The 23,255-nt window shown below is 67.9% G+C and carries 19 protein-coding genes and 3 pseudogenes; 15 read left to right on the top strand and 7 right to left on the bottom strand.

The window, feature by feature from the left end:
• Window positions 1-339 precede the first annotated feature (339 nt).
• From IE273_RS37555 to IE273_RS37535, 5 genes are read left to right on the top strand one after another with little or no spacing between them, the layout of a single operon-like run.
• Window positions 340-1,530, top strand: a complete 1,191-nt coding sequence (locus tag IE273_RS37555) for a glycoside hydrolase family 88/105 protein (protein ID WP_189819603.1) — start codon at window positions 340-342, stop codon at window positions 1,528-1,530.
• Window positions 1,531-1,534: 4 nt separating this feature from the next.
• Window positions 1,535-2,317: a heparin lyase I family protein gene (locus IE273_RS37550; protein WP_189819602.1), complete on the top strand. Its 783-nt coding sequence runs from the start codon at window positions 1,535-1,537 to the stop codon at window positions 2,315-2,317.
• A gap of 11 nt (window positions 2,318-2,328) precedes the next feature.
• Window positions 2,329-5,583 (top strand): glycosyl hydrolase family 28 protein, encoded by a 3,255-nt coding sequence (locus IE273_RS37545; protein WP_189819601.1) that lies wholly within the window; start codon window positions 2,329-2,331, stop codon window positions 5,581-5,583.
• Window positions 5,580-7,829 (top strand): alpha-galactosidase, encoded by a 2,250-nt coding sequence (locus tag IE273_RS37540; protein WP_189819600.1) that lies wholly within the window; start codon window positions 5,580-5,582, stop codon window positions 7,827-7,829. Before IE273_RS37545 ends, IE273_RS37540 begins: the two co-directional genes overlap by 4 nt.
• Before the next feature lie 11 nt (window positions 7,830-7,840).
• Entirely contained in the window at window positions 7,841-9,871 is a 2,031-nt protein-coding gene (locus IE273_RS37535; protein WP_189819599.1) for a PQQ-dependent sugar dehydrogenase, read from the top strand.
• A gap of 16 nt (window positions 9,872-9,887) precedes the next feature.
• Here IE273_RS37535 and IE273_RS44825 read toward each other — a convergent pair whose 3' ends face one another.
• The 4 genes and pseudogenes from IE273_RS44825 to IE273_RS44820 form a co-directional block, all read right to left on the bottom strand.
• Window positions 9,888-10,013, bottom strand: a complete 126-nt coding sequence (locus IE273_RS44825) for a hypothetical protein (RefSeq protein WP_268257537.1) — start codon at window positions 10,011-10,013, stop codon at window positions 9,888-9,890.
• A 654-nt stretch (window positions 10,014-10,667) separates the two neighbouring features.
• A pseudogene (locus tag IE273_RS37530) lies at window positions 10,668-11,209 on the bottom strand (IS5 family transposase); the annotation flags it as partial.
• Between the two features lie 56 nt (window positions 11,210-11,265).
• Window positions 11,266-11,694 carry a RacP protein gene (locus IE273_RS37525; RefSeq protein ID WP_189819598.1) on the bottom strand — a complete coding sequence of 143 codons (429 nt, stop codon included), beginning with the start codon at window positions 11,692-11,694 and terminating at the stop codon, window positions 11,266-11,268.
• 3 nt (window positions 11,695-11,697) lie between these two features.
• A pseudogene (locus IE273_RS44820) lies at window positions 11,698-11,871 on the bottom strand (DUF6192 family protein); the annotation flags it as partial.
• A gap of 251 nt (window positions 11,872-12,122) precedes the next feature.
• Here IE273_RS44820 and IE273_RS37515 point away from each other — a divergent pair.
• The 6 genes and pseudogenes from IE273_RS37515 (at window position 12,123) to IE273_RS37485 (ending at window position 16,787) form a co-directional block, all read left to right on the top strand.
• Window positions 12,123-12,668, top strand: coding sequence for a hypothetical protein (locus tag IE273_RS37515; RefSeq protein WP_189819597.1), 546 nt, complete (start codon window positions 12,123-12,125; stop codon window positions 12,666-12,668).
• 308 nt (window positions 12,669-12,976) lie between these two features.
• Window positions 12,977-13,758 (top strand): annotated as a pseudogene (locus tag IE273_RS37510) (transposase); the annotation flags it as partial.
• Window positions 13,759-13,913: 155 nt separating this feature from the next.
• The gene (locus IE273_RS37500) at window positions 13,914-14,909 is read left to right on the top strand and encodes an AMP-binding protein (RefSeq protein ID WP_189819595.1); all 996 of its coding nucleotides are present in this window, start codon (window positions 13,914-13,916) and stop codon (window positions 14,907-14,909) included.
• A complete protein-coding gene (locus IE273_RS37495; RefSeq protein ID WP_229887931.1) occupies window positions 14,906-15,142 on the top strand; it encodes an AMP-binding protein in 237 nt (78 codons plus the stop codon). Before IE273_RS37500 ends, IE273_RS37495 begins: the two co-directional genes overlap by 4 nt.
• Before the next feature lie 24 nt (window positions 15,143-15,166).
• Window positions 15,167-15,673 carry a phosphopantetheine-binding protein gene (locus IE273_RS37490; protein WP_189819593.1) on the top strand — a complete coding sequence of 169 codons (507 nt, stop codon included), beginning with the start codon at window positions 15,167-15,169 and terminating at the stop codon, window positions 15,671-15,673.
• 239 nt (window positions 15,674-15,912) lie between these two features.
• Window positions 15,913-16,787, top strand: a protein-coding gene (locus tag IE273_RS37485; protein ID WP_444545932.1) for an IS5 family transposase whose coding sequence is annotated in 2 segments (ribosomal slippage) — window positions 15,913-16,281 and window positions 16,284-16,787 — 873 coding nt in all. Because the reading frame shifts where the segments join, the coding sequence is not laid out codon by codon here.
• A 72-nt stretch (window positions 16,788-16,859) separates the two neighbouring features.
• On the opposite strand, the gene IE273_RS37480 is transcribed toward IE273_RS37485, so the two are convergent.
• Together IE273_RS37480 and IE273_RS37475 are read right to left on the bottom strand one after the other, a co-directional pair.
• Entirely contained in the window at window positions 16,860-17,291 is a 432-nt protein-coding gene (locus IE273_RS37480; RefSeq protein WP_189819591.1) for an ASCH domain-containing protein, read from the bottom strand.
• A 104-nt stretch (window positions 17,292-17,395) separates the two neighbouring features.
• Complete coding sequence (locus tag IE273_RS37475) at window positions 17,396-17,932, bottom strand: transposase (RefSeq protein WP_189819590.1); 537 nt, start codon at window positions 17,930-17,932, stop codon at window positions 17,396-17,398.
• On the opposite strand from IE273_RS37475, the gene IE273_RS45550 reads away from it, so the two are divergent.
• The gene (locus IE273_RS45550; RefSeq protein WP_506005282.1) at window positions 17,898-18,095 is read left to right on the top strand and encodes an MbtH family NRPS accessory protein; all 198 of its coding nucleotides are present in this window, start codon (window positions 17,898-17,900) and stop codon (window positions 18,093-18,095) included. The genes IE273_RS37475 and IE273_RS45550 overlap by 35 nt on opposite strands.
• Before the next feature lie 996 nt (window positions 18,096-19,091).
• On the opposite strand, the gene IE273_RS37470 is transcribed toward IE273_RS45550, so the two are convergent.
• Complete coding sequence (locus IE273_RS37470) at window positions 19,092-19,865, bottom strand: SAM-dependent methyltransferase (RefSeq protein WP_229887929.1); 774 nt, start codon at window positions 19,863-19,865, stop codon at window positions 19,092-19,094.
• 239 nt (window positions 19,866-20,104) lie between these two features.
• On the opposite strand from IE273_RS37470, the gene IE273_RS37465 reads away from it, so the two are divergent.
• From IE273_RS37465 to IE273_RS37455, 3 genes are all read left to right on the top strand, one after another.
• A complete protein-coding gene (locus IE273_RS37465; protein ID WP_189819589.1) occupies window positions 20,105-20,248 on the top strand; it encodes a hypothetical protein in 144 nt (47 codons plus the stop codon).
• A gap of 208 nt (window positions 20,249-20,456) precedes the next feature.
• Window positions 20,457-21,581, top strand: coding sequence for a YcaO-like family protein (locus IE273_RS37460; protein ID WP_189819588.1), 1,125 nt, complete (start codon window positions 20,457-20,459; stop codon window positions 21,579-21,581).
• Window positions 21,582-21,652: 71 nt separating this feature from the next.
• Window positions 21,653-23,119, top strand: coding sequence for a TfuA-like protein (locus IE273_RS37455; RefSeq protein WP_189819587.1), 1,467 nt, complete (start codon window positions 21,653-21,655; stop codon window positions 23,117-23,119).
• Window positions 23,120-23,255: the final 136 nt, after the last annotated feature.

Raw genomic sequence — 23,255 nt, 5'->3', positions numbered from 1 at the left:
CGATCCACACGGTCGGCACCGCCGGGTCGTGCCCTGCGGCGGCCAGCGCGCCTGGCCATGAGGCGGCGATTGCCTTGTCGGTGCCCTCCTCGTTGCCGTAGATCACCGATGTGGTGATGCTGCGGTACATCGCAACTGACCGATGAGTCAGTGCGTGACGCAAAGATTGGCTGGAAGTGATCCGACGTCTGGGTCCCGGGCCATTGACCGTCGAACCTCCGACCGCAACGCTGGATCGCGCCATGCGAACGAGTCGCTGAACTTGATCCATGAATGTGAACATTGATTCGCTACTCCTCCGATGTCTCAAGGTATCCCGTCCTATCGAGAGGGAGGAACATGAGACGCCGTCGCCTTCGAACGGCACTGACCGGGCTGGTGCTCGCCAGTGCTGCCCTCACCACCCTGCCCGCGGCCGCACCCACGCCGCCGGCCCCCGTCGGCCCTGCCGCGGCCCGTCCGGCCGCCGCCACCGACTGGTCCACGGCCGTCGTCGACTCCACCATGGCCCGCTACACGCCGAGCACCCTCGGCGGCTGGTCCTACCCCGTCGGCCTCTACCTCTACGGCCAGTACCTGACCTACCGGCGCACCCACGACGCCCGCTACCTGACCTACATCAAGAGCTATGCCGACCGGTTCGTGAAGAGCGACGGCTCAATCGACCAGTCCTTCAACAGCCTGGACAGCATGCAGGCCGGCCGGCTGCTGGTGATCCTGCACCACGAGACCGGGCAGGACCGCTACCGCAAGGCCGCCAGGAAGATCCGCGACCGCCTGAACACCTACCCGCGCACTGCCGACGGGGGCTTCTGGCACGCGGACACCTCCAGCCGCGCCCACCAGCTCTGGGCGGACGGCGTCTACATGGTGAACCCGTTCCTCGTCGAGTACGGCAAGGAGTTCGGTGACAGCGCCTACACCGACGACGAGGCGGCCAGGCAGCTGTACATCTACGGTAGTCATCTGCAAGTCGCGAACGGCCTGCTCAAGCACGCCTACGACGAGTCGAAGAGCACGAGTTGGTCCGATCCGCAGACCGGGCTCGCCCCCGAGCACTGGTGCCGGGCCGTCGGCTGGTACTCCATGGCGATCGTCAACGTCCTGGACGCCGTTCCGGCGAACCAGGCCCGGCGCCCACAACTCCTGTCCATCTTCCGCAAGCTGGCCGCCGGTCTGGAGAAGTACCAGGACCCCGTGACCGGCCGCTGGTTCCAGGTGATGGACAAGGGCGACCGGTCCGACGACTGGACCGAGACCTCCTGCTCCAGCATGTTCACCTACGCCCTCTCGCGCGGCGCCCAGCAGGGCTACCTCGACCCGCACTACGCCACCGTCGCGCGCCGCGGCTACCAGGGCGTGCTGGCCAAGCTCTCGGTCGGCCTGGACGGCCGCACCGACCTCGCCGACATCTCCATCGGCACCAACGTCGGCGACTACGCGTACTACGCCGGCCGTACCAGGGCCACCAACGACTTCCACGGCCTGGGTGCCTTCCTGATCATGAACGAACAACTGCGAGGTGATTAGTGTCATGAGCACGTCTAGAAGGGCGCTGCTGGGAGCGGCGGTCGCGGGCGCGGCCGGGGCGACGCTGGGGCTGCCCGCCACCGCCCACGCCGCCTCCTGGCAGCAGAAGTGGGCCCCCTCCGCGAGCAGCGACGGGCTTGGCGCGTTCGAGACGGTCGAGGACGACCGGGCCGACTCGCACCCCGCGGGCCACCCGCACATCTTCGCGACCGGCGACAACTGGCGCTTCACCATGCACATGGTCGACCGGGACACCTCCACCGACCGCCAGCGCCAGGAGGTCACCGGGCTGCGCACGAGCTCCAGCAGCTACCTGAAGTGGACCGAGGGCCAGACCTGGCGGGTCACGTACTCGATGTACATCCCGAGCTCGCTGAAGGCCACCACCACCTTCACCCACATCATGCAGATGAAGCAGCCCGGCAGCGGCACCTCCCCGATCGTCACGCAGTCCCTGCGCCGGGTGAGCGGCAGGCAGACCATCGAGCTGACCCTGCCCGTCTCCGGCACCCTGATCGGCCGCACCGATCTGGACCCACTGCACGACAAGTGGACCGACGTGGATTTCCAGATCAAGGTCGGCAACGGCTCGGCGGGCTCCGTCCGCTGGATCCTCAGGTCCGCCGGCCGGACCCTCATCGACGCCTCGAAGAGCGGCGTCGACACCTTCCTGGCCGACCGGGTCCGCCCGAAGTGGGGCATCTACCGCTCCCTGGGCGACACCTCCGGGTCCCTACAGGACACCTACCTCCTGCTCACCAACCTCCGCGGCTACCAACTCGTGTGAGGAGCCATCACATGAGACCCCCCACCGATCCCCGCCACCGAGCGGCGGCCGTCATCCTCTTCGTGGTCGCCGTCGTCCTCGGCCTCAGCCACCCCGCGGCCCTCGCCGCGCCGCCGTCCCCCCCGCACACCGCTACCCCCGCCGCCGAGTTCGACGTGCGCGACTACGGCGCCAAGGGTGACGGCTCCACCAACGACAGCCCGGCCATCGACAAGGCGATCACCGCGGCGAACGCGGCGGGCGGCGGCACCGTCCGCTTCCCCGCCGGCACCTACAAGTCCAAGAACACCGTCCACATGAAGAGCCATGTGACGCTCCGGCTCGACAAGGGCGCCACTCTCCAGGGCTCCAGTGCCGACACCTACGACAAGGCCGAGTCCAACCCGAACGACGCCTATCAGGACTACGGCCACAGCCACTTCCACGACGCGATGGTCTACGGCGACAAGCTGACCGACATCGGCTTCGTCGGCCAGGGCGTCATCGACGGCGCGGGCAACCTGATCACCGGCAACCCCAGGTCCGGCGAGGCCGACAAGATCATCTCGCTCACGCGCTGCGACGGGCTCAGGATCGGCGACGGTCTCACCCTGCGCCGAGGCGGTCACTTCGCGGCCCTCGTCAACGGCTGCACCCACGTGACCTCCGACCACCTGACGATCGACACCGCGAGCGACCGTGACGGCTGGAACGTCATCTCCACGACCGACGTCACGATCACCAACGCCACCATTCACGCCAACGACGACGCGCTGGTCTTCAAGAGCGACTACGCGCTCGGCGCGAAGCTGTCCAACGGCCACGTCCGGGTGAGCGACTCGATCCTCGGCGCCAAGTGCTGCAACGCCCTGATGTTCGGCTCCGAGACCTGCGGCGACTTCTCGGACTACCAGTTCGAGAACATCCGCATCGACGGCGCGGACAAGTCCGGCCTCGGCATGGTCTCGATGGACGGCTCGAAGATCTCCGACGTCCACTACCGCGACATCACCATGACGAACGTGCACTCGCCGATCATGCAGAAGATCGGCACACGCAAGCGGTGCGGCAACAGTCCAGGCATCGGGTCGATCAGCGACGTCACGTACGACAACGTCACGGCGACCGGCAACAGCCCCTCCTTCAGCCCGACCCTGTGGGGCGAGTCAGGCCACCGCATCGACAGCGTGACCTTCACCAACGTCAAGATCTCGGTCCCTGGTGGCAACGGCACCATGTCGACGGGCGTGCCCAGCAACGACTCCACCGACTACAACCCGAAGAGCATCGGCACCCGGCCCGCCTACGGCTGGTACCTCCACAACGCCGACAACGTCCGATTCACCGACAGCTCGGTGACGTTCGCCTCCGGCGACGGCCGGCCCGCGTTCGTCGCCAACGCGGCCAGTGGCATCCGCCTGGACCGGTTCACCGCGCAGAAGGGCGACACCTCACCGTTCGACGTCGGCTTCCAGGACGTCAGCGGCTACTGCCTGGCGGACAGCCACGACTCCCCGGGTGGCGTCCTGCGGGTGTCGGCGAGCGGTTCCCGCCAGGACTGCACGAGTACGGCGGTGAAGCCGCTCGACCTGGAGAACCCCCGCCAGGACTTCCTCCGCGGCTCCGTCGGCGGGCTCTTCCTGCACTGGGGCCTGCGCACCGTACCCGCCCACACCAGCTGCACCGCCTGGGAGAACGACGTCACCGACGGCGGCTGGACGCCCGGCTACTGGGTCGACGAGGCGCAGAAGCTGCACACCCAGTACCTGGTCCTCGCCACCTTCCACAGCCGCCTCGGCTACGCCCGCCCCTGGCCGTCCAGGATCCCCGGATCCTGCTCCACCAAGCGGGACTTCCTGGGCGAGCTGATCACGGCCGCCAAGGCCAAGGGCATGAAGGTCATCCTCTACATGACCAACGACCCCCAGTGGCACGACGAGGGCGGTCACGAGTGGCTGGACTCGGCCGCCTACTCCGCCTACAAGGGCAAGGACATCGACCTGACCACCAACGACGGTTTCGGCCAGTTCAGTTACGACAACTTCTTCGAGGTCATGGACCGCTATCCCGGCCTCGGTGGCTTCTGGATCGACAACGACAACCCGTACTGGGAGAGCCACAACCTCTACCAGCAGATCTACGACAAGCGCCCGGACTACACGCTCAGCAACAACAACGAGGACACGCCGATCATGGACATGATCAGCAATGAGCAGAAGACGGGCATGACCCCGGCCTACGACTACCCGCAGGCGGTCTACACCGCACAACCCCGCCTGACCGAGGCCGACTTCAAACTCCCGTCGACCGGTGCCTGGTGGTACGACGGCTCCGACCCCACCGTCGACCGCGCCCTCACCATCGGCCGCCTCGTCACCAACGCAGGCTCCTCGGTCAAGGCACTGATGGCCGAGACAGCCCAGGTCAACGGCAAGTTCCCGTCGAACCAGGCGTCCTTCAACACCTTCGCGGACTCCTACCTCGACCCCCTCTGGGAGTCCCTGCACGGCACGGAGGGCGGCGGCTACATGTACGGCGGCCTCAAGCCCGGCGCCTGGAACGACGGCGCGTACGGGGTGACCACCATCGCCAGGAACGACCCCGGCCGGCAGTACATCCACGTCCTGACCCGGCCCAGCACCAGCACCCTGCGGGTGAGGGACAACGGCTACCGCATCGCCTCCGTCACCAACCTCCGCACCGGCAAAGCGGTTTCCTGGTCGCAGTCCGGCGGCGTGCTCACCCTGAGCGGGCTCGGGAACTGGGACCCGTACGACACCGTCTTCAAGGTCACCACAGCCGGCCGCCAGGGCATCCTCACCGGCGTCAAGGTCAGCGCGAGCGCCTCCGCGAGCGGACACTCCGCGACGGCCGCCGGGGACGGCGACCACCTCACCTACTGGGACAACGACAAGACCCTGCCCGTGAACCTCACCTTCGACCTCGGCTCGGCCAGGAAGGTGCAGTACATCGGGCTCAACCAGCGCGAGGACTCCGTGGCCTACGCCCGCTCCGACACCGAACAGTCCGCGCGGATCAAGAACTACAAGGTGTTCCTGAGCAACGACGGATCGACCTGGGGCAGCGCGGTCAGGACCGGCCGGCTGCCGAGCCGCCGGGGCATCCAGGGCATCGACCTGACCGCCGCCAACGCCCGTTACGTCCGGCTCGAGGTCGACACCACCTGGGCCGCCTCCAGCGACACCACCCGCTACCAGCGGCTTCGGGTCGACGAGGCGTGGATCGGCACGTCGTACGCCACACCCGCGAACGGGGGACAGTCATGATCCGGATCAGACCGCTCGCGGCCGCGGCGGCGGGCCTGCTCGGCGTCGCGACGGTGCCGCTCATGGGCACCGCCCACCCGGCCGCCGCATCCGACAACGGCCAGTCCGTCCGGCCCGCCATGGGCTGGTCCAGCTGGAGCTTCGTGCGCCGCTGGCCGACCGAGGCGAAGATCAAGGCGCAGGCCGACGCGCTGGTCTCCAGCGGTCTGAAGGACCACGGCTTCGTCTACGTCAACCTCGACGACTTCTGGCAAAAGTGCGACTCCAACGGCTTCGTCGTCGACGGGTACGGCCGCTGGGCCGTCGACACCGCCAAGTTCCCGGACGGCATCAAGGGGGTGGCCGACTACGTCCACTCCAAGGGCCTGAAGTTCGGCTTCTACGTCACCCCGGGCATCGCGAAGAACGCCGTCACCAAGAACACGCCGATCGAGGGGACCCCGTACCACGCGAAGGACATCGCGGACACGTCCAAGACCGAGAAGAACTACAACTGCAAGAACATGTACGCCATCGACTACTCCAAGCCGGGCGCGCAGGAGTTCGTGAACTCCTGGGCCAGGCAGTTCGCTTCCTGGGGAGTCGACTACCTGAAGATCGATGGGGTGGGCAGCGCGGACATCCCCGACGTCCAGGCCTGGGACAAGGCGCTGCGGGCGAGCGGACGGCCCGTCGACTTCGCGCTCTCCAACAATCTGCCGATCGCCGACGCGACCACCTGGCGCAAACTGGCCAACAGCTGGCGCACCCAGGGCGACGTCGAGTGCTACTGCGGGCCGGGAAGCGACGGCAGCGGCTATCCGCTGACCGACTGGTCCCACGTCTCCAAGCGCTTCGACTCGGCCGCCTCCTGGCAGCCGTACGCCGGCCCCGGCGGCTGGAACGACCTTGACTCACTGGAGATCGGCAACGGCGACCAGGTGGGCCTCACGGCGGACCAGCGCCGCTCGCACTTCACGCTGTGGTCGATGGCGGCGGCCCCGCTGCTGCTCGGCACCGACCTCACCCAGCTCGACTCCGTCGACAGGGCGATGCTCACCAACGACCGGCTGATCGGCGTCGACCAAGACGGCGTCGCCGCCACGCGGATCGTGAGCAGCGGTGTCAAGCAGGTGTGGAGCAAGAAGGAGAGCGACGGGCAGTACGTCGTCGCGCTGTTCAACACCGGGACCTCGGGCAGCGCCACCGTGAGCGTCAACTGGTCGCAGGTCGGCTTCAACGGCTCCGGCGACGTGACCGACCTCTGGTCCGGCTCCCACAAGGGCGTGATCGCCGGCTCCTACAGCGCGACCCTGCGTCCCGGCGAGACCCGGCTCATCCGGGTCAAGCCCGCCGGCTCCCTCGAAGCGGCCGCAGCCTCCCCCGGATTCGCCGTGGCCCCCTACGAGTACCTCGGCTGGGGCAACCCCCAGAGCCCCACGTCCGTGATGTCCGCGACCGGCGTCAAGTGGTTCACCCTCGCCTTCATCCTCTCCGACGGCACCTGCAACCCCAAGTGGGACGGTACGCGCCCGCTGACCGGGGGCACCGATCAGTCCATGATCAACGCGATCAGAGTGGCGGGCGGTGACGTCGTCGTCTCCGTGGGCGGCTGGAGCGGGAACAAGCTCGGCGAGAAGTGCTCCAGCGCCTCCGCGCTCGCCGGCGCCTACCAGAAGGTGATCAACGCCTACAAGCTGAAGGCGCTCGACATCGACATCGAGAACACCGAGTGGTCCAACGCGACCGTGCGGCAGCGGGTCGTCGACGCGCTGAAGACGGTCAAATCGAACAACTCCGGCCTGAAGACCGTCATCACCTTCGGCACCACCTCCAGCGGTCCCGACTCCACCGGCATCGACATGATCAAGCGGGCCGCGGGCTCCGGTCTGGCGAACGACGTGTGGTGCATCATGCCGTTCGACTTCGGCGGCGGCACCACGAACATGGGCAGCCTCACCACCAAAGCCATGGAAGGGCTCAAGGCCCAGGTGAAGTCGGCGTACGGCTACAGCGACGCCACCGCCTACGCGCACATCGGGCTGTCGTCGATGAACGGCAAGACCGACGACTCCGGTGAGCTGGTCCGCGTCGCCGACTTCAAGACCATGCTCGCCTACGCACAGCAGCACCACATCGGGCGGCTGACCTACTGGGCCGTCAACCGTGACCGGGCCTGCGGTTCGGGCACCGACGGCGACTCTTGCAGCGGCGTGTCGCAGCAGCCGTACGACTACCTCAAGGTCTTCACCCAGTACACGGGCTGAGGGGAACATCCGTGAACATCAGAAGAGTTCTGCCGTACGGCGTCGCGGCGGCGCTGGCGCTGCCGCTCGCCGGTCTCGGCCAGGGAACCGCGCTGGCCGCCACCGACTACCAGGCCGAGGACGCCCGGATCTCCCAGGGCACCGTCGCCACCAACCACCCCGGGTACACCGGCACCGGCTTCGTCGACTACACCAACGTCACGGGCTCCTATGTGGAGTTCACGGTGAGTGCGGCCTCCGCCGGCACCTCCGCCCTCACCGTGCGCTACGCCAACGGGACCTCCGTCGACCGGCCGATGGACATCTCCGTCAACGGCACGGTCGTCGCGTCCGGCGTGTCCTTCCCGGCCACCGCCGACTGGAACACCTGGGTCACCAAGACCGTGAACGTCCCGCTGACCGCGGGCACGGACAAGATCCGGGCGACCGCCACCACCGCGAATGGCGGCCCCAACCTCGACCGCGTCAGCGTCGACGCGGCCGCCGACACCCAGGCCCCGACCCGCCCCGGACAGCCCAGCTGCTCCGACACGGGCGAGGACGCGCTCACCCTGACGTGGGGCGCCTCCACGGACAACGTGGGCGTGAGCGCGTACGACATCTACGAGCACGGCAACAAGATCAGTGAGGCGCCCGGGAGTTCGACCTCCGAGGCGCTGACCGGGCTCACCCCCAACACCGACTACAACCTCACGGTGATCGCCCGCGACGCGGCCGGAAACACCTCACCCGCCAGCCCGGTCGTCGACTGCATCACCAAGCCCAGTTCCGACACCACACCACCGGGCAAGCCGGGCACCCTGTCCGCGAGCAACGTCACCACCAACAGCGTTGACCTGAAGTGGGGCGCCTCGACTGACGACAAGGCGGTCGTCGCCTACGACGTGCGCAGCGACACCACCGTCTACGACACGGTCACCAGCGGCACGTCGACCACGCTCACCGGGCTCGCCTGCAACAGCCCGTACAGCCTGAACGTCGTCGCCCGGGACGCGGCCGGCAACGTCTCCGAGCCGAGCAATCCGGTCACCTTCACCACCAAGGCGTGCGCGACCGACGGCGGAGTGCCGTCCTCGATCGCGACGCTCTCCACCGGCTGGACCATCCCCTGGGGCACCTACTGGATGCCCGACGGCAAGACCGCCCTGGTCACCGAGCGGGACGACTTCCGGGTCTGGAAGGTCACCAAGGACGGCACGAAGACTCAGGTCGGCACCGTCCCGAACGCCGTCACCACCAACGGCGAGGGCGGGCTGCTCGGCGTCGCCGTCGACCCCAAGTGGGACGCCAACCACTACGTCTACTTCATGCACACCGCGGCCGAGGGCAACCGGGTGGTGCGCATGACGTACGACGGCGCCAAGCTCAGCGGCTACAAGGTCCTGCTCCAGGGCATCAAGAAGAACCGCTACCACAACGGCGGACGACTCCTGTTCGGCCCCGACGGCTACCTGTACGTCTCCACCGGAGAGGCACAGACGCCTGATCTGGCGCAGGACAAGAACTCCCTCAACGGCAAGATCCTTCGCATGACGACCGACGGCAAGCCTGCCCCCGGCAATCCGTTCGGCAACTACGTCTACAGCCTCGGTCACCGCAACCCGCAGGGCCTCGCCCTCGACCGCAACGGGCGGCTGTGGGAGGCGGAGTTCGGCAACAGCTCCAAGGACGAGCTGAACCTGATCAAGCCGGGCGCCAACTACGGCTGGCCGACCTGCGAGGGCACTTGCAGCGTCTCCGGGATGACCAATCCCAAGGCGACCTGGAACGTCTCCGAGGCGTCCCCGAGCGGTATCGCCATCGTCCGCAACGTCATTTACATGGCGTCCCTGCGCGGTGAACGGCTGTGGCGGATCCCGATCAACGGCGACAACGAGAGCGTGGGCACGCCGACCGCCTACTACGTGGGCACCTACGGCCGGCTACGGACCGTCACCAAGGTCCCGGGAGCCGACCAGCTGTGGCTGTCGACCACCAACTGCGACAACAACGGCAACCAGCCCGACGGATCGGACAAGATCTTTCGTGTGAACATCGGTTGAGGGGCCGTCGGGCCCGTTACAGGGCCTCGACCTCGTTGGCGTAGGCGTTCTCGATGGCCTTGCGCTTCAGCTTCAGGGACGGGGCCAGCAGACCGTGTCCCTCGGTGAAGGGCTGGGTCAGGACAGGGAACGTACGGATCACGCCGCGGGGTCGAGGTCGTCCACCACGCGCTCCCGTAGCAGTTCGAGACGGTGAAATCCGGTGAACTGTTCGCCTGTGACAACACCCGGCCTTACCGGCTCGGTGCCGGCCCAGTGACATGACCGTGCTCTGCGTTTCCCGGCCGAGCCTCGGCAGAACGCGGACTCCATCGATTTTCCGGCCCGGGCCCCCGCACACCGCCGCCCGCCGGTCCCGGGCCGCTCCTCCGGCGCAGCCGCCGACCGCTCCTCGGGTCGGCCGGACGATCGTCGTCTGCTTCTTCTTCCACTGGTGCCGGCCGACGATGTGGTTGGTCCGCATCAGTCGGGTCACGCGCTTGGACGGTGTGGTCTGGTCGCTCCGGCGCTCGTGTGCTCCCGGCGGCAGGGGCGTAGCCGTCCCGGCCTCCCGCGGTGCGCACCCGGGATGCCGCTGTGGAACCCACTTCGGTGCCCGATATCGAGCCGGGCGGAGAAAGCCCTGTGCGAGCGTGCAGCACAAGCCCTGAAAGAGGTGCGGGACGGATGCGTCACCAAAAGCTCACCGAGCAAAAGCCTTTGACGCTTTGCCGACTGTTCACCCATGGTGAGCCTGGCATCCAGACCGGCCGGACCCCGGGCACCGCGTCGGCGGTGGCCGCGTCGCAGTAAGGGAGATGGTGATCTCGGGGTGCATCAGCCGCAGCCGTAACAAGACCTCCTTCGCCGCGTCGCGGTCGGTCACGTCGGCCGCGGTGACCATGACGAACAGCGGCAGGCCCTTGGTGTCGACGACCAGGCGGCGCTTGCGGCCGTTGATTCTCTTCGCGCCGTCGTAGCCCCGGGAGTCCTTCCCGACGGTCTCCGCGGCCTTGACGGACTGGGAGTCGATGACGGTGGCGACCGCTCCCGGGGATCAACCCATCTCGCGGCGGATGCGTTTGCGCAGCTGGTCGCGGATCTGCCCGACAGTGCCGACGTCGGCCCAGCGGGCCATCAAGTTGTAGCAGGTCCGCCAGGGCGGGAAGTCGCTGGGCAGGGCCCGCCACTTGCAACCGGTGTCGACGACGTAGCGGATCGCGTCGACGATCTCCCGGCGGCGCTGCTTTCCGGACGTCCCCCCTTGGGGGACTCGCAGGCCGGCGGAGGAAGCAGCTGCTCGATCAGGGCCCATTCGTCGTTGAAGATGTCGGAGGGGTAGCAGCGGCGCCGTGCCAACGTGTCCCTCCCCGAAGACGGGGCGGTGCCGGCCGCTTCGCGGCCGGCACCGCCAGTCAGGCATCGATGTAGTCGGCGATCACGTCGAGCGTGGACTCGACCGAACTGAGCTGGGTGTTGAGATGTCTGATCCACCGGCCCTTGGGCTGGAGGGCCGCGTGCGGGGCGACGACTCCGGTGATGAACCGGCGGATCTCGGTGAGCTTCTCCCGGATGACCGCGATCTCGTATGCCTGCATCTCGGACGGCTCCGAGCAGAACTTGTAGCCGTCCTTCCTGTTCCAGATCAGGGGAGGCCGGCCGCGTTCGGCGATGATGTTCCGCAGGCAGGCCAGGCCCGCGCGGACCTGGTGGGGCGACAGCTCACTGGATCTGACCAACTGGTTGAAGGTCAGACCGGCCGGTCGTGCCTCGAAGAGCACGAACCGGACGACGTCGGCGTGTCGCTGGGACGCCGCCGATCTGCGCTCCGAGGCGCGGGGCACGGCCTATTCGCCTTGCAGGAGGCGGGCCAGTTCGCCGTCGACGTCGACCTTCCCGGTGTCCACAGCCGTCTCGATCCAGTCCAGCGTCGCCCGCACCCGGGCGACGTTCTCGTGCACGAGGACGCGTTCGTCGTCGCCGAGCTGCCGTCGATCCGCGCGGCGCGGCTCACACCGACCGAGGCACTCGCCATGACCTGACACGCAGGGGCGGTGCCCTGAACGCGGTCTGCCGTGTACCCCGGGTGCGCGAGCCATGCCCGGGGTGCACGGGCAGAGCTCGCAGGAGACGCGCCCTGATGGAACGAGTCGGGAGGCGTCGGTGAGTTCCTCTGTCTGCCGGGCGAAGCGCTGGTCTGGGTGGTGGAACTCGCCGGGGACTCGTACAGGCCACGGGGGTGGGTACGCGTTCGCTGGGTGAAGCTGGAAGGGTGAGCATCCGTAGCGAGCGGCCGGTGAGTCCTGAGCAGATCCACGCGGCGCTGTCCGCGCTGGCGGCTGAGCCGGAGCCGGATCAGAAGAAACGACCAGAGGGGTCGCAGGAGGAGCACCGGCTGCACCTGCTGGGCAGGCTGCTGGCGAAGACGGAGCTGGAGATCACCGCCGCCACCCGTCTGATCGAGGAAGAGGAGATCGAGGACGTCCTTGAGACGTTGCTCGGTTGGTGGGAGCAGCTGGGAGCGAACCCCGACCTCGCACTCAACGTCCTGACGAACCGGCTACAACGGACCGCGGTGCAGGTCTCCGAGCCCGAGGCGGAGGAACTGCCACCCGGCCGGGAGGCCGCCTTCGCCGCGGTCATGACAGCGGTGTACGCGCTCGGCGCCCAGCTGCACGCGGACCGGGGCGACGAGGAGGGAACTCGACATGCTCTCAGCGGGGCGGAAGAGGCCCTGATCGACATTCTGCAGGGCATGCACGAGCTGCGGGTGGCCATGGGCGACGCGGCCGGGCCGATGGGCGAAGGTGACGGCTGACCCGCCGGCGACACACTGGGGGCTTGTTGACGCTGCCTCGCGCAACGTGCTCGCCGGCATCCGCGTGTGAACGATGCCGAACCACTTTGCGCGACCGAGATCATTTACTCATCGGATCCATACATTGTCCAACCAGTCTCTGTGTTTTCTCCAAGGAGTAAGGACAGGGACCAGTTACATGCGCAGACTCAGCGTATACGTGGCAGGCGCCATCGGCATCGCCATGGCACTCGCCTCTGGATTACTCACCTTCAAAGCGTGGTGTCGTAGGGGCTGACGCCTCGTGATCCCTGCGGTATGCCGACCGCATGAGGTATGCGCAAGGGGGCGGACTGACCGACGAACGGCGGGCCTTCCGCGAGAAGTTGAGGTTGGAGGCGGCCGAGCGGTTCAGGCAGGGCGACGAGAACCCGGTCATCGCTCACGACCTGCGGGTCAGCGTCCGGTCGGTTCAGCGGTGGCGCAGAGCCTGGTCGCAGAACGGGCCCCGGGCCCTGGCCTCCAAGGGCCCGGCATCACTGCCGCTGCTCAGTGACGAACTGTTCGCCGTGCTCGAACGGGAGCTGGCCAAGGGGCCGGTGGCACACGGCTGGCCGGACCAGACCTGGACCCTGTCGCGGATCAGGACGCTGATAGGGCGCCGCTTCCACAAGACCTACACCGTGCAAGGGGTGGCCGCCCTGCTCAGGCGGCACGGCTGGAGCTGCCAGGTCCCCGCCCGGCGGGCGGTCGAGCGGGACGAAAGCGCGGTGGCCGGCTGGGTGAAGGAGACCTGGCCGAGCGTGGAAGGACCGTGGCGGCGCTCGACGCCTGGCTCGTCTTCGAGGACGAGGCCGGATTCTCGATGACGCCGCCGACCACCCGCACCTGGTCCCGCCGCGGCCACACCCCGGTGATCCGCGTGCGGGGCCGCTCCCGCCGCCGTTTATCGGTGGCCGCCCTGGCCTGCTACAAGACCGGCGAAGCCTCGCGGCTGATCTACCGGCCCTGCCCGGACACCCGCCCTGACGGTCGCAAGAGCTTCTCCTGGAAGGACTACCGCGACCTGATCCAGACCGCCCACCAGCAGCTCGGCGGCCCGATCGTGCTGCCGACACCAGCCACCATGACGACATCACGCATTCAAGGTCAGTAGCTGCGCTTCCCGAGATCCTGCGCACCATCCTCACCCCTGACATGTGATCGCCCACCTCACATGCGATCAGAGGCCAAATCGTTCGGTTTCACTCCGAAGGAGAGGAAAGAATGACGCGTACCCCCGGAAGCGATGAGGCGCGCCCGGCAGGGTCGGAACCCCCGGCCATGCTGCCGACAGAGGCTCCCCCGGCACCACGGACCCTCCTTGACATATTCCGGGCCACAGTCGCCGACCACCCCGACCGCGAGGCGATCGACGACGGAACCACCAGACTGAGCTATCGCGCCTTGGCCGCGGAAGTCGAAGCGGGCGCTGAGGAACTCCGCGTGTGCGGCATCGGCGTCAGAGACCGAGTCGGCGTGCGGATCCCCTCCGGGACCACCCAGCTCTATACCTCGATCCTCTCCGTTCTCGCTTCCGGCGCCGCGTATGTCCCCATGGACGTCGATGATCCGCCCGTTCGTGCTCAGGAGGTCTGGGCGCAGGCCGAGGCATGTGTAGTGATCGAGGCCGACGGAGTGATTCGCCTGCGCGACCGCCCCCTGGCGCGGCGCAGTTCCAGCATTCCGTCCCTGGACGACGACGCCTGGGTGATGTTCACGTCTGGTACCAGCGGCCGGTCCAAGGGGGTCGCGGTCACGCATCGCGCTGCCGCGGCGTTTGTCGACGCCGAAGCAATGCTGTTCGGGCAGCACAGGTCATTGGGTCCCGACGACCGGGTGCTCGCCGGCCTTTCCGTCGCCTTTGACGCCTCCTGCGAGGAGATGTGGCTTGCCTGGCGTCACGGAGCGTGTCTCGTCCCTGCTCCCCGCGTTTTGGTGCGTGCTGGAGCTGCCATCTGCCCGTGGCTGCTGGAGCGCCGCATCACAGTCGCCTCCACCGTCCCCAGCTTGGCCGCGCTGTGGCCCTCAGAAGCGCTTGCCGGTATCCACCTGCTGATCGTGGGCGGCGAAGCGTGCCCGCCGGAACTTGCTCAGCGCCTCGTCGCTGAGGTCGATCAGGTGTGGAACACGTATGGGCCGACTGAGGCAACAGTGGTTTCCTGTGCTGCCCGGTTAGGGCACAAGATACCGTGCGCATCGGTTGGCCACTGGCCGGCTTGAGACTCGCAGTCGTCGACACCGATGGCCGGCCCGTGCGCAGCGGCGAGACCGGTGAACTTGTCATCGGCGGCGTCGGCTTGGGGAGGTATCTCGATATCGCCATGGATGCCGAAAAGTTCGCTGCCCTGCCTGAATTGGGCTGGCCGCGAGGGTATCGAACCGGGGACCTGGTACGCGCCGAGCGGGCAGGACTGGTGTTCGCCGGCAGAGCGGACGAACAGGTGAAGATCTGAGGGCACCGGATCGAACCTGCGGAAGTGAGTTCGCTGCTGGCCGAGCATCCTTCAGTGGCGCAAGCGCACGTGCGTGCCTTCAACGACGGCAGCGGACCGATCCTCGTCGCCTACGCGGTGACCGAACCGGGCAATGTCCCGGAACTGCGCGCGTACCTTGCCGAGAGGCTGCCGGCAGCGATGCGTCCCGCGGCGATCACTCCTCTGGAGAGTTTGCCGCTGTCGACCAGTGGAAAGCTTGACCAGCAGGCACTTCCAATACCAGTTCTTCGAGTCCCCGAAGAATCGTCGTCGCCGGACTCTCCCGCAACCACGCTGGAGCTAGTGGCCCAGGCCTGGCACGCCGTCTTGAAGGCCGACCAAGTGGACCCGGACGAGAACTTCTTCGACATCGATGGCCACTCAATGTTGCTGGTCCAGGTGCAACGCCGACTCGCTGACTCACTCCAGCGTCGTGTTCCAGTGGTCGAGCTGTTCACCCATCCAACTGTCCGCAAGATGGCTACCTACCTCGACAGCAGCGGGACCTGACAGGGCGCCTGTCCTGGCCACAGGGAGGAGAGGTGAGAGACGGGCACCGAGGACGAAGGGCAGGCCGCACAAGAGAGACGGGCCCGGCCGGACAGGAGCCGGGCCCGCCGTAGCGCGGGATTCGCTGCTTGTGCTGGGTGGGCAGGCCGGAATGGGCGGTCGACTTCCCCATGTCGGATAAAGACTGGAACTAGGATCTGTTGCGAAAGTGGATCATGGTCGTGAAATGATCACTTGCCGTGGGGCGTGGTGATCTGACGCATGGCCAGTGGGCCCGGCCTGAACCGCTGTTGCCGACGGGCAAGAAGCCAGGACGGCCGCCGACATGGACCCGTCGGCAGCTGATCGACGGCATACGGTGGCGGACCAGGACTGGTGTGCCGTGGCGGGATCTCCCCGAGCGGTACGGGCCGTGGGATCGGGCCTACGACCTCTTCCGGCGGTGGCAACGCGACGGCACGTGGAAGCGGATCTTCGCGCAACTGCAGGCCGAGGCCGATGCGAAGGGCCTGATCACGTGGGATGTCAGCGTGGACTCCACGATCGCCCGCGCGCACCAGCACGCCGCCGGGGCTCGCAAAAGGGGGATCTGCAGAAGGAGCCTCCTGGTGGCGTCGACGCCGAGCCTGACGACCACGGCCTCGGACGCTCGCGCGGCGGACTGACCACCAAGCTGCACCTTGCGGTCGAGCAGGGACAGAAGCCTCTGTCGCTGCTCGTGACCGCCGGACAGAGGCACGACAGCCCGCAGTTCCAACCCGTGCTGGAGGGCATCCGGGTGGCCCGCATTGGCCCGGGCCGGCCCCGCACCAAGCCGGACAAGGTCCGTGCCGATAAGGCCTACGGCTCTCGCGCGAACCGTGCCTACCCGCGCAGACGAGGTGTCGCGCGCACCATGCCGGAGAAGGCCGACCAAGTCCGCAACCGCAAGAAGCTCGGCTCCCGAGACGGCCGACCGCCCAAGTTCGACACGGCCGACTACAAGGAGCGCCATGCGGTGGAATGCGGGATCAATCGGCTGAAGCGCCACCGAGCCGTCGCCACGCGATATGACAAGCTCGCCGTCCGTTACGAGGCAACCGTACTGGTCGCAGCCATCAACGAGTGGCTATGACCAGCAGCCGTCCCAGCACCCACAGGGCCTGTCCGGTTGATCCTCCCGGACTCCCATCGAGTCGGACGCGGGTCACGGACCACCCGAGTCGTCGGGCTCGACCACTCGGAAGCGTTCTGCAACGACAAGAGTGTCGTCATCAATGAACGGGGTGCGTCCCAGGTACTCGCTCACGCCATCACTCCGGAAGAACTCTTCGTGCGCTGCCCGCCACTCCGCCACGTCGGAGTAGCCGCGCCCCTCTGCTCGCGCGAAGTCGTCGTCGATCTCCTTCATGGGAACGACGCGCACGTCGACGAGCTCGATCGTGACGGCCGGACGACCTTCTGAATCAAGCACCCAGAATCGCTGTCCGGTCACCGGTACTGTCTCGCCGGTGTGTTCGTAGATCTCCAGGAGACCCGTGAGCGCGGTCTTCTGACCGCTCAGGATCGCCGCCACACCACGGTCACGTTCCGGACCCGGGAAGGCGAGTTCAAGAGTCGGAAGGTCGTCATGTCCCATCGGGCGAGGTTATGGAGCCCGGCCGCGTTGATCAAGGGCCACCGCTCCGCTCGCCCCCGAACCCACAGCAAGCACTTTCACAACACGCCCTACTGATCTTTTCGTTAGTTCTGTGGGGTTGGGTGGATGGTGAGTCCGGTGTGGGTGAGGAAGGACCAGGGGAGTTGATCGTTCTGGTTGATGCGGCGAATGCCTTGTTCGGTGGCGTCGGCGACGTCTGCGAGGTGGTTGCCGGCGAGGTTGGCGAGCTCACGTTTCTTGAGCGACGACCACAGCAGCTCCACCGGGTTGAGCTCAGGCGGGTAAGCCGGTAATCGTTCAAGGGCCAGCCAGTCCTGTTCGGCGACCCAGGCCCGCATGGTCCGGCTCCAGTGGGCGGACAGTCCGTCCCAGACCAGCACCACCCGCTCTCCGCGGTAGAACACTTTCAGCTGTTTGAGGACCTCGATCAGAGCGGCGGTGTCATAACTGCCCGGTTTGAGGTGGAAGCACAGGCGAGGCCCGCGGTCGGGGTCTGAGGCGTGGTAGCCGAGAGCCGCGGCCATTGAGGCACGCTTCCAGTTCAGCCGATGCCGCAGGAGGGGAGTGCGGCCGCGGGGTGCATAGGTGCGTCGGACCTGGGGCAGCAGATGCGAGGCCACGCGTCAGGAGTGTCTGGACTACGTCGAGCGTACGTGGACCGATCTGCGGCCCAAGAGCTGGCCGGCGCCATGGACGGTGACAGAGCCGGGCAACGTGTTACCGGTCAACGCGGCACCCGCATGGGCGCGCGGCGCCGTACTCAGGCCGCCGACTCACACCTGAGCTGTTGTCTGCGGACGGTGTGCGGCACCTGCCACCTGCGGCGATGAACGGTCACAACCCACCCGTGTGTGTCCAGTGGGCCGGGTTGGGGGAATCCCTGGCTCGGGCAGAAAGAGGTGTCGATGGCTGAGTGAGGTGTCAGTGTCCGGGAGCCTGAGTCATGAACCCGGACAGACTCGGCTCGGGGTCGTCGACGGGCCTGACGAAGCTCCGTGCCCTGCAAGCCGTGCCTGCCATGTGACGGAACGGTACCCGCCCGGCGGGCCATCGCGAGCCGGACGACACCTACGCCATAGACCTGACGCATGTGAGATGCGAGCAGTGCGCCACCGGAAAATATGGCTCTTGAGGCGTTGCCTGTCGGCGCAGCGAGGAAACAGTGTGCAAGACTCACCGCCTGCGTAGGGCGGCCGGCAAGGACCGCCAGGGCAGCATCTTCCCTCAGACCATCGTCGACACGTACCGCACGAGCCACTGACCCGCCCCGCGGTCCGACCCGCCCCGCGCGGTGAGATCAAACCGCGGGGCCGAACGCCGGTGGGAGGAGACCGTCGTCGCGGCGTCATCGCCAGAAGTTGACCACTGCTTGGCGAATGCCCGGCCTTTGCGGGTGATCCACCGTAGTGGCATGTGCCGATCTAACACGCCCGGGCCCAACCGACGTGACGCAGAAAGGATGCGCACACATGATCAGAGCCAGAGGGAGCCCGATGGCTCTGCTCGCGGGTGGCCGGGCCTGCGCTCCCGCGGATCGAGAGCGTCGCGTCGTTCTGTCCGCTCTCGCCTTCACGACGCTGACCTCAGACCGTCGCCGCCGAGCGCCCCGCTGCCCGCGGCCCGCTCTGGAGTGTCCTGAGGTCGCTTCTCGGCCCGGAGATCCTGCTCTGCGACGTCGTCCCGCCGCCCGTGGCGGAGCAGGTCACCTCGGCGGTGCCGTGGTGGGTGGTCGTGGTGGAGGTGGCGAGGCCGGAGGCGTGGCAGGTGCCGGGCCGGACCTCACCTCGGGGCGCGCCGCAGGGTCACCAGGAAGGAACGATGGCTCTGGAGCCGGGGCAGGACCTCTTTCGCCTCGTTCAGCAGAGTCTCCGCCCGGGCGTCACCGAGCGCACGACGCAGGTCCTGTTCGCGGCTGAGCCACAGCTGGTAGAGGCTGCGCCACATCTGTGGTTCCTCGGGCCTCTCGTCCAAGCCCTCGATCTCGAAACCCGCGCTTTCGGCCCGCCGTTCCCACGCCGCGGGGGAGTCCCGGCGCACGGTAAGCGTGAGAACCGCGCGGGAGCCCGGCACGAGAATCCGGTGCAGCTCCTCCAGAGCGGCTGCCCAGCCGGTCGCGCCGACGGCCACGTCGACGCAGACCGCGCCCTGCGCGCACTGATCGGGCAGACCGGTTTCGCGCACCGTACCCACCAGGAATCGGGCACGTTCGGGTGGCACGAAATCGGACCGGCGGGCCGTCGCCAGTTCGACGGCGGTCGTGGAGAGGTCGATTCCGATCAGGTCCACGGCAAGAGCGCGGGCCAGCCACAGCCCCACGCCGCCGGTCCCGCAGCCTATGTCGGCGAGGAGCTGGCCAGGCCGCATGCGCAGCCTGCGGACAGCCGTCCCCAGCAGGTTCCAGTCACAGGAACTGAAGGCCGCCACTTCGACGGGGCAGGCGTCGCCCAGCGCCTCGGCGTGCAGCCGGGAGACGAGATCCGAAGCGGCTGTCGCCGCGAAGAAGTCGTCGAATTCGGCCTGGAGAGCCAGCTCGTGCGGGGACAGCGTACTCATGGGGAAAGCCTCCTGGTGAGTCCTCGAAGCCGACAGCGGGCTGCCTCCGTCCGGGACTGTAGTGGATCCCTCGGAACATGTGCAGCCCGAAGGTGACTCTGACACACGCCGCCGAGAAACTTAGCAATACATGTTTCGTTGGCACGGGACAGTGAAAGACTCTCGGAGTCCTACCTATGTGTGAAGGACGCGATGAGACGTCCAGCGCGCACACGTATGAAGCCAGGAGGAACACAGCCATGAGTGAGACCCTGACCATACCCACGGCCACGGAGCTGGACCAACTCGTCCAGGACGCCGAGACCCGTGAGGTGCACGCCTACCTCGCCGTCACGGTGACCGACGACGACCGTGAGCCGGCTGAAGAGGCCTGCGGGTTCTGACCGTCACCCTCCCCTGTCCGGGCCCGGTGCACGTGCTCGGACAGGGTCGGCTCCCTTGCTGCGCCGCCCCCCCGGTTGCACGGACTCCCACCCCACGGAATCCGCGACCTGACGGAATCCGACTTCACAGAAGAGGAATGCTGACATGCGGGGACAGCTCCTGCCTCGGGCCGGCTCTCCCGCTCAGCCCACCGGCGACAAAGCGATTGTGACCGGTACCCACCGAGCGCGGCCGGCCGAGGAGACCTGGGAATGGATCCGGCCGGTCCTGTCACGGTGCGGCGTCACCCGCGTCGCGGACGTCACCTGGCTCGACGAGATCGGCATACCGGTCTTCCAGGCGATACGACCCAACGCTCACACCCTGTCGGTCTCCCAGGGGAAGGGCATCAGCGCCATGCTGGCCCGGGTCTCGGCCGCCATGGAGGCCATCGAGCTGTGGCATGCGGAGCATCCGCGCGTGCCGACGACGACCGTCACCGTCGAACGCATGGAGCCGGCCCTCGGATACCCCCTCGACGCGCTGCCCCTGGCCACTCGCCACTTCATCGGCCCCGACTGCCGCTTCGACTGGTACCCGGCCACGCGGATCGACGGACAGGGCGCCTCGTACGTACCCGCTTCTCTACTGCGTCTGGACGCCTGCGTCACCGGCCGCTGGACCCCGGCCGCGTTCCGGGCCACCAGCAACGGGCTGGCGAGCGGGAACGTACTGGACGAAGCGCTGCTGCACGGCATGTACGAGGTGATCGAGCGGGACGCCTCCGCCCGTGCCAGACGCTACGGCACCGCGGAGCCGGTCGATCTCTCAACCGTCGACGACGCCCCCGCACGCCGTCTCCTGGAACTCTTCGAGGCGGCGGGGGTGCACGTCACCGTACGTGCCCTGGCCAGCCCTTTCCGCGTGCCCACCTTCGACGTCACGATCACCAGTCCCGCCTTCCCGACACCTTTCGGGGGCGCTGGAACACATCTGGACGTGGGTGTGGCGCTGAGTCGGGCGCTCACCGAGGCGGCCCAGTCCCGGGCGACGGCGATCGCGGGAGCACGCGACGACATAGGCCAGACCCCTTACCGGGAGGCCCACTTCCATTCGGTGAACCGCTCGCCGGCCCCTCCCGTCGCACCGGTCGGCGCCCGAGGCGGGATCGACTTCACCTCCATCGCCTCGGTTCCGCTCCGCAGTCTGAGTGACGAGACACTCCATCTGGCCGGCCGGATCGAGTCGGTGACAGGACGGCCACCGCTCTACGTCGATCTCACCTACCCGGACATCGGTATCCCTGTCGTCCATGTGGTGTGTCCGGGAACGCTCAGCGACACCGGTCACTGAGCCGGGCACCGGTCGTCACCTGTGCCGGCCCGGCCCGGTCCCGCCTCGGATGAGGAAAAAGGTAGTTGCTCATGACAAAGACGTACTGCTTCGTCGGCCCGAGTCTGCCGGACGCTCCCGAGCGGGTCGCGGGAACCGGCATCGAAGTGTTGCCGCCGGTCGCCGCGGGCGATCTCGGGCGCCTCGACGCACGGGCTGGTGACGTGGTCGGTATCGTCGACGGCTACTTCCATCAGCGCGGGTCCGTGCGGCACAAGGAGATCCTGGATCTCATCAGCCGCGGGGTGCGGGTTCTGGGTGCCTCGAGCATGGGCGCACTCAGAGCCGCCGAGCTGGACCGTTTCGGCATGCGGGGCATCGGGCGCATCTACGCCGACTTCCGGGACGGCCGCTTGGAGGCCGACGACGAGGTGACCCTGCTGCACGCTCCCGAGGACGAGGGCTACCGGCCGCTCTCAGAGCCGCTCGTGTGCATGCGGGCCACTTTCACCGCGGCCGCCGAACGCGGCGTCTGCGATGCCGCCACAGCCGAGCGGCTGGTCACCGTGTTCTCCCGGCGCCCATACGGTTGGCGTTCCTACGGCGCCCTGGCCGAGGCCGGCGCGGAGGCCGGACTGGAGCCGACGACGGTCCGGGAACTCCAGCGGTACTGCCTCGCCCACCGCGAGGATCCCAAGCGCGAAGACGCCCTGACCCTGCTGGAACACCTGCGGAGCGACCCGTCCGACGAGGCCGTTGTCCAACCCCCGCCGGTGACAGTGCACCGGACGTCCTTCCTCTACGCCTGGCAGCTCGCCACCCGCGCCGCCCCCGGAGACCGGTACCCGGCCCGGACCAGCGCGCTCGGCCTGCTGCGCGCCTGCCAGCTCTTCGCCCCCGACTACCCGGTGTACCACCGCGACACGACGCTGGGCACCCTGGCCTCGCTGTGTGCCGCGGAGTGCGGGGAACACCGCCCAGACGGTGCCACGGCGGCGGTGCGGGCGGTCCGGCACGGCGCGCACCACGGTCTCTACCGGCTGCCCGCGGACCGTGAGCGGCTCCGGTTCCTGGACCAGTGGCTGACCTCCGCCGAGACCGGCCTGCCATTGGCCGAGCAGCTGGCCACCGCTCTGGTGAGGTCCTGCCGCACCGCCCTGAGGCTGCCCTGGGACGAGAACGCCTTGTCACTCCTGGACGAAGAACCCGTCTGCGACACGGCCCGGCAGCTCGTGCGGCACGCCCAGGAGGTCAACGACCAGGTCCACGGCGTTCGTCCCGATCTGCGTATCGACACGATCCCCCGCCCCCGGGTCCTGGAGCTGCTCGCCTCGTACTGGGATACTCCGACAGACGATCTCGAACTAGCCGCCATGGACCGGGGTTTCGTGTCGGCCGACGCCGCGGTGGCGGCCGCGCGGCCCTTCTACTTCCTCGCCCGGTACAACGAGACAGTGGTGCGAACGCTGCAAGCGTCCCTGACGTGTGCCCGGTACGCGCAGACCAGGGGTGAGCAGCCCCTGGGAGCCGCGGCGAGCGGAACGAACCGTTCCCGGTAGGGCTCGGCCAGGTCCGTTTCTCTCCTGCGGTCGGGCCGCGCGCGGCGGAGAGACCGAGTCCCGCGCCGGCGGGCCCCGGCTGCGGGCCTTGTCCAGCCCTACGAACCGCTTGCCGCTGTTCCACACCGGCGTCCCG

The sequence above is a fragment of the Streptomyces olivaceoviridis genome (assembly GCF_014650115.1).
GTDB classification, from domain to species: domain Bacteria; phylum Actinomycetota; class Actinomycetes; order Streptomycetales; family Streptomycetaceae; genus Streptomyces; species Streptomyces olivaceoviridis.
Note: the sequence above shows the minus strand (reverse complement) of the source record. Positions and strands in the feature narration are given on the sequence as shown.

Coding starts and splice junctions, on each gene's coding strand:
- IE273_RS37555 (WP_189819603.1), top strand. CDS start 340: ATGAGACGCCGTCGCCTTCGAACGGCACTGACCGGGCTGGTGCTCGCC.
- IE273_RS37550 (WP_189819602.1), top strand. CDS start 1,535: ATGAGCACGTCTAGAAGGGCGCTGCTGGGAGCGGCGGTCGCGGGCGCG.
- IE273_RS37545 (WP_189819601.1), top strand. CDS start 2,329: ATGAGACCCCCCACCGATCCCCGCCACCGAGCGGCGGCCGTCATCCTC.
- IE273_RS37540 (WP_189819600.1), top strand. CDS start 5,580: ATGATCCGGATCAGACCGCTCGCGGCCGCGGCGGCGGGCCTGCTCGGC.
- IE273_RS37500 (WP_189819595.1), top strand. CDS start 13,914: ATGACGCGTACCCCCGGAAGCGATGAGGCGCGCCCGGCAGGGTCGGAA.
- IE273_RS37480 (WP_189819591.1), bottom strand. CDS start 17,291: ATGGGACATGACGACCTTCCGACTCTTGAACTCGCCTTCCCGGGTCCG.
- IE273_RS37470 (WP_229887929.1), bottom strand. CDS start 19,865: ATGAGTACGCTGTCCCCGCACGAGCTGGCTCTCCAGGCCGAATTCGAC.
- IE273_RS37465 (WP_189819589.1), top strand. CDS start 20,105: ATGAGTGAGACCCTGACCATACCCACGGCCACGGAGCTGGACCAACTC.
- IE273_RS37455 (WP_189819587.1), top strand. CDS start 21,653: ATGACAAAGACGTACTGCTTCGTCGGCCCGAGTCTGCCGGACGCTCCC.